Source organism: Streptomyces sp. DSM 120436 (genome assembly GCF_055778765.1).
In genome coordinates this window covers 3,920,990-3,934,254 of record NZ_JBSKBS010000001.1, presented here as the reverse complement: position 1 = coordinate 3,934,254, position 13,265 = coordinate 3,920,990, and the positions used below count along the sequence as shown (strand labels likewise).

Annotated in this window: 9 protein-coding genes and 3 pseudogenes; 4 read left to right on the top strand and 8 right to left on the bottom strand. The window is 73.1% G+C overall.

From position 1 onward, the window contains the following. Positions 1-8: 8 nt before the first annotated feature. From ACWH4W_RS17545 to ACWH4W_RS17525, 5 genes and pseudogenes are all read right to left on the bottom strand, one after another. Positions 9-1,028: an ABC transporter permease gene (locus ACWH4W_RS17545; RefSeq protein WP_473076658.1), complete on the bottom strand. Its 1,020-nt coding sequence runs from the start codon at positions 1,026-1,028 to the stop codon at positions 9-11. Continuing rightward, positions 1,025-2,545, bottom strand: a complete 1,521-nt coding sequence (locus tag ACWH4W_RS17540) for a sugar ABC transporter ATP-binding protein (protein ID WP_473076657.1) — start codon at positions 2,543-2,545, stop codon at positions 1,025-1,027. The genes ACWH4W_RS17545 and ACWH4W_RS17540 overlap by 4 nt, the downstream gene beginning before the upstream one ends. A gap of 573 nt (positions 2,546-3,118) precedes the next feature. Beyond that, complete coding sequence (locus ACWH4W_RS17535) at positions 3,119-4,300, bottom strand: ROK family protein (RefSeq protein ID WP_473076656.1); 1,182 nt, start codon at positions 4,298-4,300, stop codon at positions 3,119-3,121. 205 nt (positions 4,301-4,505) lie between these two features. Then, positions 4,506-4,787, bottom strand: a pseudogene (locus tag ACWH4W_RS17530) (FCD domain-containing protein); the annotation flags it as partial. A 58-nt stretch (positions 4,788-4,845) separates the two neighbouring features. After that, positions 4,846-5,793, bottom strand: coding sequence for a beta-ketoacyl-ACP synthase III (locus tag ACWH4W_RS17525; protein ID WP_473076655.1), 948 nt, complete (start codon positions 5,791-5,793; stop codon positions 4,846-4,848). A 405-nt stretch (positions 5,794-6,198) separates the two neighbouring features. On the opposite strand from ACWH4W_RS17525, the pseudogene ACWH4W_RS17520 reads away from it, so the two are divergent. After that, positions 6,199-6,521 (top strand): annotated as a pseudogene (locus tag ACWH4W_RS17520) (hypothetical protein); the annotation flags it as partial. Further along, positions 6,491-7,375, top strand: a complete 885-nt coding sequence (fdhD, locus tag ACWH4W_RS17515) for a formate dehydrogenase accessory sulfurtransferase FdhD (protein ID WP_473076654.1) — start codon at positions 6,491-6,493, stop codon at positions 7,373-7,375. The pseudogene ACWH4W_RS17520 and the gene fdhD, both read left to right, overlap by 31 nt. A gap of 272 nt (positions 7,376-7,647) precedes the next feature. On the opposite strand, the gene ACWH4W_RS17510 is transcribed toward fdhD, so the two are convergent. Continuing rightward, positions 7,648-8,661 carry a bile acid:sodium symporter family protein gene (locus ACWH4W_RS17510; protein WP_473077531.1) on the bottom strand — a complete coding sequence of 338 codons (1,014 nt, stop codon included), beginning with the start codon at positions 8,659-8,661 and terminating at the stop codon, positions 7,648-7,650. Positions 8,662-8,874: 213 nt separating this feature from the next. On the opposite strand from ACWH4W_RS17510, the pseudogene ACWH4W_RS17505 reads away from it, so the two are divergent. Together ACWH4W_RS17505 and ACWH4W_RS17500 are read left to right on the top strand one after the other, a co-directional pair. After that, positions 8,875-9,012, top strand: a pseudogene (locus ACWH4W_RS17505) (helix-turn-helix domain-containing protein); the annotation flags it as partial. Between the two features lie 262 nt (positions 9,013-9,274). Continuing rightward, a complete protein-coding gene (locus ACWH4W_RS17500; RefSeq protein ID WP_473077530.1) occupies positions 9,275-10,066 on the top strand; it encodes an aldo/keto reductase in 792 nt (263 codons plus the stop codon). A 115-nt stretch (positions 10,067-10,181) separates the two neighbouring features. On the opposite strand, the gene ACWH4W_RS17495 is transcribed toward ACWH4W_RS17500, so the two are convergent. Next, a complete protein-coding gene (locus ACWH4W_RS17495) occupies positions 10,182-11,108 on the bottom strand; it encodes a class I SAM-dependent methyltransferase (RefSeq protein ID WP_473076653.1) in 927 nt (308 codons plus the stop codon). A 148-nt stretch (positions 11,109-11,256) separates the two neighbouring features. After that, the gene (locus ACWH4W_RS17490) at positions 11,257-12,975 is read right to left on the bottom strand and encodes a glycoside hydrolase family 6 protein (RefSeq protein WP_473076652.1); all 1,719 of its coding nucleotides are present in this window, start codon (positions 12,973-12,975) and stop codon (positions 11,257-11,259) included. Positions 12,976-13,265 lie beyond the last annotated feature (290 nt).

Below are 13,265 nucleotides of genomic sequence, written 5' to 3'. Positions count from 1 at the left end.
CCCTTCCCTCAGGTCGTGCTCGCGGTACGCCGCTGGACCAGCACGGCGGCGACGATGATCGCGCCCTTGGCGATCTGCTGGACGTCGGTCTGCAGGTTGTTCAGGGCGAAGATGTTGGTGATGGTGGTGAAGATCAGGACGCCGAGGACGGAGCCGACGATGGTGCCGCGGCCCCCGGTGAGCAGGGTGCCGCCGATGATCGCGGCGGCGATGGCGTCGAGTTCGTAGAGGTTGCCGTTGGTGTTCTGGCCGGATCCGGACAGGACGATCAGCAGGAAGGCGGCGATGCCGCAGCACAGCCCGGACAGCAGGTACAGGTAGAGCCGCTGGCGGCGCACGTCGATGCCGGCCAGCCGGGCGGCCTCCGCGTTGCCGCCGACGGCGACGGAGCGGCGGCCGAAGGTGGTGCGGTTGAGCACCAGCCAGCCGACGACGGTGACCGCGGCGAACACCAGCACCAGCGGGGGGACGCCCAGCACGTAGGAGGCGCGCTCGCCGAGGTCGAGGACGCCGTCGACGGTGACGATCTGCGTGCGCCCGTCGGTGATCTGCAGGGCGAGACCGCGGGCGGAGGCGAGCATGGCGAGGGTGGCGATGAACGGCACCATCCCGCCGTACGCGATGAGCACCCCGTTGACCAGGCCGCAGCCGAGGCCGACCAGGACGGCGGTGAAGAGGATGCCGGCGAAGCCGTACTCCTGGGTGGCGACGGTGGTGGCCCACACCGAGGCGAGGGCGACGATCGCGCCGACCGACAGGTCGATGCCGCCGGAGATGATCACGAAGGTCATGCCGACGGTGACGACGCCGATGACGGAGGCCTGGGTGAGGACCAGCTGGAGGTTGCGGGTGTCCAGGAACTCGTCCGGCTTGGTGATGCCGCCGATCAGGATCAGCACGGCGAGCACGCCGAGCAGGGACAGGGTGCGCACGTCGGCGCGGAACAGCACGGCCCGCCAGGCGGGCCGTTCGCCGGCCGGCGCTGCCTTGGAGGTGCTGTCCCGCGGCGGGGAGACGTTCTGCGTCATGACGCCGGGCTTCCTTCCATGACCAGGTCGAGTACACGGTGTTCGTCGAGTTCGCGGGCGGGCGCCGTGTGGACGACGGAGCCCTCGCGCAGCACCAGGACGCGGTCGGCGAGGCCGAGGACCTCGGGCACCTCGCTGGAGACCAGCAGCACGGCGAGCCCTTCGTCCGCCAGCCGCCGTACGACCGCGTACAGTTCGGCGCGGGCGCCGACGTCGACGCCGCGGGTGGGTTCGTCGAGCAGCAGCACCCGGCAGCCGCGCAGCAGCCAGCGGGCGAGCACGGCCTTCTGCTGGTTGCCGCCGGACAGGGTGCGCACGGGCACGTCGGGGTTGTCGGGCCGCAGGGACAGCTCCCGGACCGCCGCGCGCGCCGCCCCCAGTTCGGCGCCGCGGTCGATCCAGCCGGCCCGCGCGAAGCGGGACATGGAGGAGACGGACACGTTGCGGGTGACCGACTCCAGCATCAGCAGGGCCTGCGCCTTGCGTTCCTCTGGGGCGAGGCCCAGTCCGGCGCGGACGGCCGCGCGGACGCTGCCGGGGCGGAGCGGTTTTCCGTCGACGAGGACGCGGCCGGTGTCGGGCTTGCGGGCGCCGTAGACCGTCTCGAGGATCTCCGACCGTCCGGACCCGACGAGTCCGGCGAGGCCGACGATCTCGCCGCGGCGGACGTGGAGGTCGAGCGGGGCGAACTCCCCGCGCCTGGACAGGTTTTCGACGGTGAGGACCGGATCGCCCGCGGCCGGCGGGGCGGCGGGGCGGGGCGGGAAGACGTACTCGACGGTGCGGCCCGTCATCAGCGACACCACCTCGCTGGTCGGCGTCGACCTGGCGGGCAGCCCGCGGGCCACGGCCCGGCCGTCCTTCAGCACGGTCACGCGGTCGCCGATGCGGCGGATCTCCTCCAGGCGGTGGGAGATGTAGACCACGGCGACGCCGGCGGCGGTCAGGTCGCCGACGATGCGGAAGAGGTTGTCGACCTCGTCCGGGTCGAGGGCGGCGGACGGCTCGTCCATCACGATGAGCCGTACGTCGTGGGAGAGGGCGCGGGCCATGGACACGATCTGCTGGTGCGCGGCGGGCAGGTCGCCGACCAGGCGGCCGGGGTCGATCTCCGGGTGCCCGAGGCGCTTCAGCAGCTCGGCGGTGGACGCCTTGGCGGCCCGGCCCCGGACGACGAAGCCGGCGGTGGTGGGTTCGTGGCCGAGGTGGACGTTCTCCGCGACCGACAGGTGCTCCACCAGGTCGAGTTCCTGGTAGATGGTGGCGATGCCGAGGCGCATGGCGGCGATCGGCGAGCGCAGGGTGACGTCGTCACCGCGCCAGCGGATCGTGCCCGTGTCGGGCTGGTGGGCGCCGGCCAGCACCTTGATCAAGGTGGACTTCCCGGCGCCGTTCTGGCCGAGCAGACAGTGCACCTCGCCGGCCTGGACGTCGAGGTCCACGCCGTCCAGCGCCCGGACTCCCGGGAACGACTTGGTGATGCCGGACATGCTGAGCAGCGGTGGTTCTGGTGCCATGCGGATTCCCCTCGGCGGGCGTGGGCCGACGGCCCCTCACGGGACCGGCTTTCGGGCCCCTCGCGGGACAAGCGGTGTCTGGCCCCTCGCGGGGCCGGCTTTCCTGGCCCCCTCCGGGGCGCGCGTTTTCGGGCAGGGCGGAGCGGAGCGGCGGCGGTCGTGCGGTGTCGGGGCGGGTGGTGCGGCTCGCACCGGAGCGGGTGGGCACCCGCGCCGGCGGGTGGTACGACTCGTGCGGGTACGGGGCGGCGCCCCGCGTCGACGGGTGGTGCGGCTCGCACCGGAGCGGACGGCTTCCGTCTCGGCGGGGCGTGCTGTTCTCGGCGGGTCGTGCTGTTCGCGCCGGTACGGCTGGCGGTCGCACCGGCGAGGTGGTGCCTTGCACGCCGGTACGGGGCTGGGACCCGTGCCGGCGGGTGGTGCAGTCCGGGTCGGCGCGGGCTGGCCCGCGCCGGGTGGTGCTGGCGCCGGGGCGGGCGAACCCTCCCCGGGTGGTGCTGGACACCGGGGCGGGCGAACCCTCCCCGGGTGGTGCTGGGCGCCGGTGCGGCGGGGCGCCGTACCGGTGTCGGCTCAGGCGGGTGAGAACAGGTGGTCGCTGATGAGGCGGGCCGCGCCGATGACTCCGGCGGTGGGGCCCAACTCCCCCAGGACGATGGGCAGGTTGCCCGTCGCCAGGGGCAGCGACCCGCGGTAGACCTGGGTGCGGATCGCGGCGAGCAGGGTGTGGCCGAGGCCGGTCACCCCGCCGCCGATCACCACCAGGCCCGGGTTGAAGAAGCTGACCAGGCCGGCGATGACCTGGCCGGTGCGGTTCCCGCCCTCGCGGATCAGGTCGAGGGCGGTGGCGTCACCAGCGGCGGCCGCGGCGGCGACGTCGACGGCGCTGAGCGTGCCGTTCGCCTCCAGCCGGGCGGCGAGTTCGGGCGAGAGCCGCTGCTCGGCGGCCTCGGTCGCGTCCCGCGCGAGGGCCGCGCCCGAGAAGTGCGCCTCCAGGCAGCCCCGGTTGCCGCAGGCGCACGGGCGTCCGTCGGGCACGGCCTGGATGTGCCCGATGTCGCCGGCGCTGCCCGTCGTGCCGCGGTAGACCTCACCGCCGACGACGATGCCGCAGCCGATGCCGGTGCCGATCTTGACGCAGAGGAAGTCGGCGACGGTGCGGGCGACGCCCGCGTGCTGCTCCCCCAGCGCCATGAGGTTCACGTCGTTGTCGACCATGACCGGGCAGCCGAGCTCCTGGCTGAGCGCCTCCCGCACCGGGAAGCCGTCCCAGCCGGGCATGATCGGCGGCGCGACCGGGATGCCCTCGGGGAAGCGGACCGGCCCGGGGACGCCGATGCCGGCGCCGTCGAACCCTTCCGCGAGCCCGGTGGCCCTCAGCTTGGCGGCCATGGCCAGCACCTGCTCGAAGACCGCGACCGGTCCCTCGCGCACGTCCATCGGCTGGTTGATGTGCCCGAGGATCTCCAGCTCGGCGTTGGTGACGGCGACGTCGACCGAGGTCGCGCCGATGTCGACGCCGAGGAAGCGCAGGTGCGGGTTGAGGCGGATGTTGTGGGAGCGGCGGCCGCCGCGCGAGGCGGCGAGTCCGTCGGCCACGACGAGTTCCGTCTCCAGCAGCCGGTCCACCTCCACGGCCAGCTTCGACCGGGACAGGTCGACCTGGTCGCCGAGCTGGGCACGGGAGTTGGGTCCGCCGTCGCGCAGCAGCCTGAGCAGTCGTGCCTGATGGGCGTTCGCGGGTCGCGCTGTCATGCGTCTCACGAGCCCCTCCCCGCCTCGTCGGCTGTGCGCGCCGGATTCCGGCCACGTGTGTGGCGTGCTTTCGGAGGGGAAAGTAGCAGCGCCTGCCAGAGGTGGGAAGAAGTCGCGCAGGAATTGGCCCCTACTTTTTCCACTCTCAGGACAAAGAGGGGGCGCGCGGCCCGGGACAGTACCGCTCAGAACGGGACGAAGTCCTTCAGGAGTCCTCCCGCGCGTGGTGCGACCGCCGGGTGTGTGCGATGTGTTCCCGCATCAGACGGGTGGCCGGCCGCTCGTCCCGCGCGGCGATGGCGGCGATCAGCTCCCGGTGCGCGGTCCAGGACCGCTCGCCGCGCTGCCGGCGCGTAGTACCGGCGCGCCCTCCGGTCCACCTGGGCGGCCGGCCCGGTGAGCACCGCGTTGCCCGCCGGCTCCCTCACCGTGGCGTGGAACGGGCGTTGAGCGCCACCGCGGCGTCCGCGTCGTCCGCACCGACCGCACCGACCGCACCGGGGCCCTCGGCGAGGATCACCCTCGTCACACCACGACGGGCCCGCTCAGGGGCACCGCACGACCTGCCCCGCGTACGACAGGTTCCCGCCGAAGCCGAACAGCAGCACCGGGTCCCCGCTGGACACCGCGCCCTGTTCGACGAGTTTGGAGAAGGCGAGCGGGATGCTCGCGGCCGACGTGTTGCCGGAGTCGACGACGTCCCGCGCGACGACCGCGTTGACGGCGCCGATCCGGCGCGCGAGGGGTTCCACGATCCGCAGGTTGGCCTGGTGCAGCACGACCGCGGCGAGGTCCTCGGGCGTCAGCCCCGCCTTCTCGCAGGCCCGCCGGGCGAGTTCCGGCAGCCGGGTGGTCGCCCACCGGTAGACGCTCTGCCCCTCCTGCGCGAACCGCGGCGGGGTGCCCTCGATCCGCACCGCGTTGCCCATCTCGGGCACCGAGCCCCACAGCACGGGACCGATGCCGTTCTCCGCGCCCGGCCCGGCCGCCTCCACCACGGCCGCGCCCGCCCCGTCGCCGACCAGGACGCAGGTGGTGCGGTCGGTCCAGTCCGCCACCTCGGACATCTTGTCGGCGCCGATGACCAGCACCCGGTGCGCCCCGCCGGCCCGCACCGCGTGGTCGGCGGTGGCGAGGGCGTGGGTGAAGCCGGCGCACACCACGTTGACGTCCATGACGGCGGGGCCGGGCATGCCGAGGCGGGCGGCGACGCGGGCCGCCATGTTGGGTGAGCGGTCGATCGCGGTGGAGGTGGCGACCAGGACCAGATCGATCTCGTCGGGGGTGCGGCCGGCCGCGGCGAGCGCCTTGGCGGCGGCGTGCGCCGCCAGTTCGTCGACGGGCTCCTCGGGCCCGGCGATGTGACGGGTGCGGATGCCGACCCGGCTCGTGATCCACGCGTCGCTGGTGTCGACCCTGGCCGCCAGGTCCTCGTTGGTCAGGACGCGGGCGGGCTGGTAGTGGCCGACGGCGGTGATGCGCGAGCCGCTCATGGTGATCCCCTCGGTGATCCGGTTGCGGGATTCACCAGTCTGATCAGTGACTCACGGGTACGAGCGCAGGTGAAGCGACAGGAAACGGGCGTGAGGCTTGTCGCCTTCCGTCAGCCCCCGGGAGCTTCCGTCCGGCGTCCCCGCGCCGCGCCGTCCGGGGAACGACGAGCGCGGCCGGCGCGAGCGCCGCGGGGTGCGCACGGCGGACCGGGCAAAGACCCGCGGTCCGGCGGTGCCGGCGGGCGCGTCGAGCGTGGACCGGACGGTGGGCGGCGCCCTCGCCGGCAGCGAGCCGAGCCCGCGCGGGCAGTGGGTGACACCCGCGCCGGCAGCAGATCGAAGCCCGCACGGGCCGTCGGCCGCGTGGCGTGCGCGGTGGCGGAAGACCACCGCGGTCCCCGGCGCGGGCACGGCTTCGACGCGCGCATCGGAGTCTGCCCCACGAAGGCGCTGTCACACGGATCGGAGTTCGACACGCGGGCGGCGGGTACGTGGGACGGGTCGCGGTGGACGCGCACGACGACCGTGCGCGCCCCTCGCGGCGTGGGCCGCGACCTGACGCCCCCTGTGCAGGACAATGAGACCGTGAAGGTCACGTCGCCGCGCGACACCCGGTGACCCACGGCACCCTGCGCAGGAAGGGCCGGTCCGGCCACCAGCACGTGCGGAACCGGGACTGGACGGAACGGGTAGGGACATGGGACGAGTCACGGAACGACGCAAGGTGATCCGCATCCGGGACGGGGCGGTCTCCACCCGACCGGACACGCTCGTCGCCGAGGAGCCCCTGGAGATCCGGCTGAACGGCAAGCCCCTGGCGATCACCATGCGCACCCCGGGGGACGACTTCGCGCTGGCGGCCGGCTTCCTGGTCAGCGAGGGGGTGCTGGCCACCGCGTCGGACCTGCGGAACATCGTCTACTGCGCCGGGGCGACGCGTGGGGGCGCCTCCCGCTCGGGCGGAGCCGGGAGCGAGGGAGGGGCGAACACGTACAACGTGGTCGACGTGTCGACCGCCCCCGGGGTGGCGGTCCCCGACATCACGCTGGAGCGCAACGTCTACACCACCTCGTCCTGTGGTCTGTGCGGCAAGGCCAGCCTGGACGCGGTGCGCACCACGACACGTCACCCGGTCGCGGACACCCCGCGGCTGCGGGTGACGCCGGAGCTGCTGGCGGGGCTGCCGGACCGGCTGCGGGCGGCCCAGCGGGTCTTCGACCGCACCGGCGGACTGCACGCGGCGGCCCTGTTCGACGAGCACGGCGAGCTGCTGGACGTACGGGAGGACGTGGGCCGGCACAACGCGGTCGACAAGCTGGTCGGCCGCGCCCTGCAGAACGGGAGCCTGCCGCTGTCCCGGACCGTCCTCATGGTGTCCGGGCGGGCCTCGTTCGAGCTGGCGCAGAAGGCGGTCATGGCCGGCATCCCGGTGCTGGCGGCGGTCTCGGCGCCGTCCTCGCTGGCCGTGGACCTGGCGGCGGAGACCGGCATGACCCTGGTGGGCTTCCTGCGGGGCAGCTCCATGAACGTGTACGCGGGTGAGGAGCGGATCGCCCTGCGGGCCGCGGCCGTCCGGGCCTGACGGCCCCCTCGCCGCACGGCGGCGGGGAGTCGTCCTGCGCCCCGTGCCCCTGCGCCCCACGGACAGGGACGCGGGGCGCAGGACGACGAACCCGCCGACGGCCCGCCCGCCCAGCCGGGCGGGCAGGGGGGACGGCGAGGCACCGGGTGAGGACTACAAGCGCGCCCCGACGAAGGCGCCGCTCGGCCACGCGCGGCCCGGTGGCGACACGATCGACGCGGCCCTGAACCGGAAGCGGGCCGCCGCGGAGACGTCCGCGGCACCGGTGACGCTCAGCCGGGAGGTGTCCCCGTACCCGCCTCGGTCCGTGGCCGTGCGGCCCGGTCCCCGGACGCGGCCTCCGGGACCGGGTCCTTCGAGCGGCGCTTGGCGATCACCGCGCACACCATGAGCTGCATCTGGTGGAACAGCATCAGCGGCAGCACGGCCAGCGAGGCGTGCGCCCCGAACAGCACGCTCGCCATGGGCAGTCCGGCGGCCAGCGACTTCTTCGACCCGGCGAACTGGATGGCGATCCGGTCCTCCCGTCCGAAGCCGAGGCCCTTGGCGCCGTACCAGGTGAGCGCCAGCATCACCGCGAGCAGCACCGCTTCGACGGCGAGCAGGCCGCCGAGCCGGGCGGGGCTCACCTGGCTCCAGACGCCCTGCACCATGCCCTCGCTGAACGCGGTGTAGACGACGAGCAGGATGGAGCCGCGGTCCACCAGTCCGAGCACCTTGCGGTGGCGGGCGACGAAGCCGCCGGTCCAGCGGCGCGTGACCTGCCCGGCGAGGAACGGCACCAGCAGCTGGAGCACGATCTTCACCACCGAGTCGGCGGAGAAGCCGCCCGCGCCGCCACCGAGCAGCGCCGCCGCGAGCAGCGGGGTGACGACGATGCCGGCCAGCGAGGAGAACGAGCCGGCGCAGATCGCGGCAGGCACGTTGCCGCGGGCGATCGAGGTGAACGCGATCGACGACTGGATGGTGGAGGGGACCAGGGTGCAGAACAGCAGCCCCTGGTGGAGCGGGTCGGTGAGCAGCACCGGGACGAGCCCGCGGGTGGCCAGGCCCAGCAGGGGGAAGACCACGAAGGTGCAGGCCAGGACGGTGACGTGGAGCCGCCAGTGCTTGAGGCCGTCCAGCGCCTCGCGGGTGGACAGGCGGGCGCCGTAGAGGAAGAAGAGGAACGCGATCGCGGCGGTGGAGGCGCCGGAGGCGACGTCCGCGCCGGTGCCGCGGGCGGGCAGCAGCGCGGCCAGCCCCACCGTGCCGAGCAGGAGCGTGATGTACGGGTCGATCGGCATCCAGCGCGGCCAGTGCGGGCGTTTCACGGTGCTCCACGTGCTCGGGTGCGTGTGCTCGGCGGTGCGGTACCGGGGAACGGGTGCCCCGGCGCCAGGGACGAGGCGTCCCCGCTCCGTCCTGCTCCCCCGGCCCGTGACCGGACATGCCGTACACCGCTCTCACCGCCATCACGATATGCGACCGCCGGGCGGTCGCCGGAGCAGGCTGCCGGCATGTACGAGCCGACCCGCCTGCGGACCTTCCTGTCGGTGGCCCAGACGCTGAGCTTCACGCAGGCGGCGCGGCGGCTCGGACTGCGCCGGTCGGCGGTGAGCCGGCACGTGCGGCGGCCGGAGCGTCCCGCCGGCCGAGCCGATCCGCGCCTCCCGTGTCCTCGCGCAGCCGTTCACCGAGGAGCAGGGGGCCGCTCACACCGTCGTCGAAGCTGAAGCGCAAGGCCGCCGGGAAGGCGTACGCCCAAGAGGCCGAGGCGTGGTACCGGGCATGAATTCCGCGGTCAGGAATGCGGCGCGGGCCGTGATCGTTGACGATGGAGGTATCACCTGACCACAACCTAAGGATCGAGAGCTCGTGAGCAAGGTCCCCCCGATCACCCTGAACAACGGCGTCGAGATGCCCCAGTTGGGGTTCGGCGTCTGGCAGGTACCGGACGCGGAGGCCGAGACGGCCGTGGCGGCGGCGCTGGAGGCCGGCTACCGCAGCATCGACACGGCGGCGATCTACGGCAACGAGGAGGGCACCGGCAAGGCCATCGCGCGGTCGGGCGTCCCCCGTGAGGACATCTTCGTCACCACCAAGCTGTGGAACAGCGACCACGGGTACGACTCCACCCTCAAGGCCTTCGACACGTCGCTGGCGAAGCTCGGCCTCGACTACGTCGACCTGTACCTCATCCACTGGCCGACCCCGGCCCGGGACCTGTACGTCGACACGTACAGGGCGTTCGAGAAGCTGCTGTCGGACGGGCGGGTGCGCGCGATCGGCGTGTCCAACTTCCTGCCGGAGCACCTGGAGCGGCTGACCGGGGAGACCTCGGTCGTCCCGGCGGTCAACCAGATCGAGCTGCACCCGCATCTGCAGCAGGCCGCCGCGCGGGAGTGGCACGCGGAGCGGGGCATCGCCACCGAGGCCTACTCCCCGCTCGGCTCCGGCAAGGGCATCCTGGAGATCCCGGCGATCGTGGCCATCGCGCAGAAGCACCAGCGCACCCCCGCCCAGGTGGTGCTGCGCTGGCACCTCCAGCTGGGCAACGTCGTCATCCCCAAGTCGGTGACGCCGTCCCGCATCAAGGAGAACATCGACGTCTTCGGGTTCACCCTGGACGCCGAGGACCTGGCGGCGATCAGCGCGCTGAACGAGGACCGGCGGGTGGGTCTGAACCCCGCGGAGTTCAACAGCGCCTGACGGCGCACCACGCCGGTGACCGGCCCCCGTCCCGACGGGTGGCCGGCCGCCGGCGTGTCCGGGTGGGCCGGTCGGGCCGCCCCGCCGGCCGGACGACGGCGGTCACGCCGAGGCGTCACACCGGCCGTACCCCCGTGTGGACGGTGTGGGCCGCCAGGACGAAGACGTCCGGGCGGTGGTGGACGCTCGCCGGGTCGCCGGGGTCGACGAGACGGTCGAGGGTGGCGCGGTCGTCGGCGTCCAGGTGCTCGCCGAGCATGTCGCGGGTGCGGGTGAGGGTCTCGGCCACGTGGGCGCGGGCGCGGTCCGGCACCGGGGCCGGGAGGTCGAGGAGGAAGGTGCGCGAGCGGGTGTGGTGCAGGCCGGCCGCGGTGAGCAGGGCGGGCCAGTCCTCCACCTGGGCCACCGAGCCGGGCAGCTCCTCGCGCATGCGCGTGAACCGCTCCTCCTCCACGGCGTCGATGCGCGCCTGGAGGCCGGGGCGGCCGAAGCCGATGTCGCGGGGCAGGAAGCGGGCGGGCAGTCCGCCCTCCATCACGGCCAGCGTGCCGCCGGGTGCGAGCCGTTCGGCGCAGGCCGCGAGCGCCGCGGCCTGGTCGCCGAGGTGGTGGATGCTGCGGCTGGCCCACAGCAGGTCGGCCGGGTAGTCCAGCTCGGCCAGCACCTCGGGCAGGTCACCGGTCAGGGTGTCGAAGCGGTCGCCGGCGCCGAGGCGCTCGGCGCGGGCGCGGGCCCGCTCCAGCAGCGGTCCGGAGCCGTCGACGGCCACGATGCGGGCGCCCGGGAAGGTCTCGGCGAACAGGCCGGAGATCACGCCGGGGCCGCTGCCGGCGTCCACGATCAGGCCCGGTTCGGTGACCTCCTTGGCCAGCCAGGCCAGGGCCCGCTCGTACAGCGGGGTGAACACTTCCGCCTGGCTCTCCAGCAGGGGCGCCAGCTCGGCCCAGTCCAGGTGCTCGTGGTCGTGCCCCGGTCCCTGTCCGTGCCCGTTCTCGTGACGGTGCTCGCCGTCGCGGCCGGATGCGTGGTGGTGGTGCGCCATGGTGGTCAGCCTCTCCGCTCGGATGCGGTCAGCCTGCGACGACGCACCGGGGGCGGGCAAACCACGTTGCCGATACCGCAAATCGACCGTGGTCCGCCGGACCCGGCATCCCCGAGGGGTCCGGGCCCGGCGGACGCGGGTCAGCCCGTCACGACAGCGGCGGGTAGGCGTTCTTCATCAGCTCCTGGAACTGGGCGGAGAACCAGTGCCCGGAGATCGGGGCGTCCGGAAGGGCGCCCGACATGTTGTTGTCGTTCCGCGGATTGCCCCCGTAGGTCGGGTCGCACATCCGGTCGAAGCCCTTGCCCTCGTCGTTGTCGATGACCTTGCTCGCACCGTCGGACTCCCCCGGGGGCTTGATCCACACGTAGGCGTCGATCCCGGGCTCCGGGGACGCCTGGGGCCGCTCACCCAGGCCGGCTCCGGCCTGGTTGCACCAGTTGCCCGTGTTGTACCGGCGGTCGTAACGGCCGCCGTCGACGTAGGTGTCCACGTCGGTCGTGGCGCCCGGTCCGGTGGGCCGGTTCGCACCGCCCCAGCCGTTGCGGGACGTGTCGATCAGCATGCCGATCTTCGAGTCGAAGCCGAGCGAGACCAGTTCCTGACGCAGGGCCTGGGCGTACGACAGCTCGTCGACGTAGCGGTTCCAGCTGACCCACTTCGACTCGCGCACGGACTTGCCGCCCACGGTGTCGTTGACGGAGAAGTGGTCCTCCTTCAGCGCGCTGTAGTTGGCCGTGTTGGCGATGAAGCCGTGCACGTCCGCCACGGTCGCGCCCTCGGCGGTCGAGGCCTGCTTGAACAGCTGCGCGGAGGGACCGAAGTTGTCGTCCCAGCCCAGCCAGCCGTGGTGGCCCGCGTCCACGTAGTTGTAGACGTTGGGCGCGTCACCCAGCTTGTTCAGGGCGTAGCCGACGCCCTTCACGTAGTTGCCGTTGGCCTTCATCGTGTCGCAGTTCGGCGTGGCGGTCGCCCGCGGCGACACGTTGGTGACCAGGTTGGGCAGTGAGTCGATCTCGACCACCGTGACGATGCGCAGCGAGGCGTACTTGGGGTCGGAGAGGATCTGTGCGATCGGGTCGATGTACTCGCTCTTGTAGCGGTCGATCTCCGTCGGGCCGAGCTCGCCGTTGGAGGCGAGGGCGGCGCAGTCGCGGCCCGGCAGGTTGTAGATGACCACCTGGAAGACGAGTTCGCCCGAGCCCTTCTGGCGCAGGGCCTCGTCGAGGTGCTCCCGCAGCCCCATCTTGCCGTTGGCCCCGTTGATGGCGGCGATGCGGTCCATCCAGACACCGGTCGGCTGGTTCGCGATGCGGCTGCCGCCCGGCTCGGCGGCGGCGTTCGCGGACCACTCCGGGTTCACGTACACCTTGGCGCCGTCGTACGGGTTGTCGACGCGGTCACCCGGGGGCGGGTCGGTCGGGTCGGGCGGATCCGTCGGTCCGCCGGAGTCGACGTTGCAGGTCACGCCGTCGAGGGTGAAGGTGGCGGGGACGGCGTTGGTGCCGCTGTAGGTGCCCTGGAAACCGAAGGTGGCGGAGCCTCCGGTGGCGAGCGTGCCGTTGTAGGACTCGTTGGCCGCCGTGACGTCCGCGCCGGACTGGGTGATCCTGGCGTTCCAGCCGCTGGTCACCTTCTGGTTCCCGGCGTAGCTCCACTTCACCGCCCACGAGGACTTCGCGGCACCGTGGTTGGTGACCGTCACGGACGCGGTGAAGCCGGTGTTCCACTGGTTCTGCACCGTGTAGTCCACGGTGCAGGGGACGGCGGCCGCGCCGACGTCGCCCGGGGCGGCGGCGATCGCCGACCCGGTGGCGCCGGCGACCAGCGCCATGGCGGCGAGGAGCGCGGTTCTGGTGCGACTCATGGTGCGGGTTTCCTATCCGTAGGGGGCTTTCCTTCTGGGCGCGCACGGGCGTTCGCGCGGCCTGGTGCCTTACGGGGTGGGGGATGCCGTCCCGGCTCCGCACGGGCGGGTCCGTGAGGCCGGCCGGATGGCTCCGGACAGCACGGACGGCACAGAAATCCCACGGTGACGAGCGCCCCGCGTCAGGTGCTCCACACGTGCACGGGGTGGCTCAAAGTGCTGAACACGGGGGGTGGTTCATCGAGCGACTCCTTGCAGCTCGGACGCGTCGGGACCGACGCGTCGACTGA

Excerpts from the sequence above, each read along its gene's own strand:
- ACWH4W_RS17545 (WP_473076658.1), bottom strand. The coding sequence starts at position 1,028 with ATGACGCAGAACGTCTCCCCGCCGCGGGACAGCACCTCCAAGGCAGCG.
- ACWH4W_RS17540 (WP_473076657.1), bottom strand. The coding sequence starts at position 2,545 with ATGGCACCAGAACCACCGCTGCTCAGCATGTCCGGCATCACCAAGTCG.
- ACWH4W_RS17535 (WP_473076656.1), bottom strand. The coding sequence starts at position 4,300 with ATGACAGCGCGACCCGCGAACGCCCATCAGGCACGACTGCTCAGGCTG.
- ACWH4W_RS17525 (WP_473076655.1), bottom strand. The coding sequence starts at position 5,793 with ATGAGCGGCTCGCGCATCACCGCCGTCGGCCACTACCAGCCCGCCCGC.
- fdhD (WP_473076654.1), top strand. The coding sequence starts at position 6,491 with ATGGGACGAGTCACGGAACGACGCAAGGTGATCCGCATCCGGGACGGG.
- ACWH4W_RS17510 (WP_473077531.1), bottom strand. The coding sequence starts at position 8,661 with ATGCCGATCGACCCGTACATCACGCTCCTGCTCGGCACGGTGGGGCTG.
- ACWH4W_RS17500 (WP_473077530.1), top strand. The coding sequence starts at position 9,275 with ATGCCCCAGTTGGGGTTCGGCGTCTGGCAGGTACCGGACGCGGAGGCC.
- ACWH4W_RS17495 (WP_473076653.1), bottom strand. The coding sequence starts at position 11,108 with ATGGCGCACCACCACCACGCATCCGGCCGCGACGGCGAGCACCGTCAC.
- ACWH4W_RS17490 (WP_473076652.1), bottom strand. The coding sequence starts at position 12,975 with ATGAGTCGCACCAGAACCGCGCTCCTCGCCGCCATGGCGCTGGTCGCC.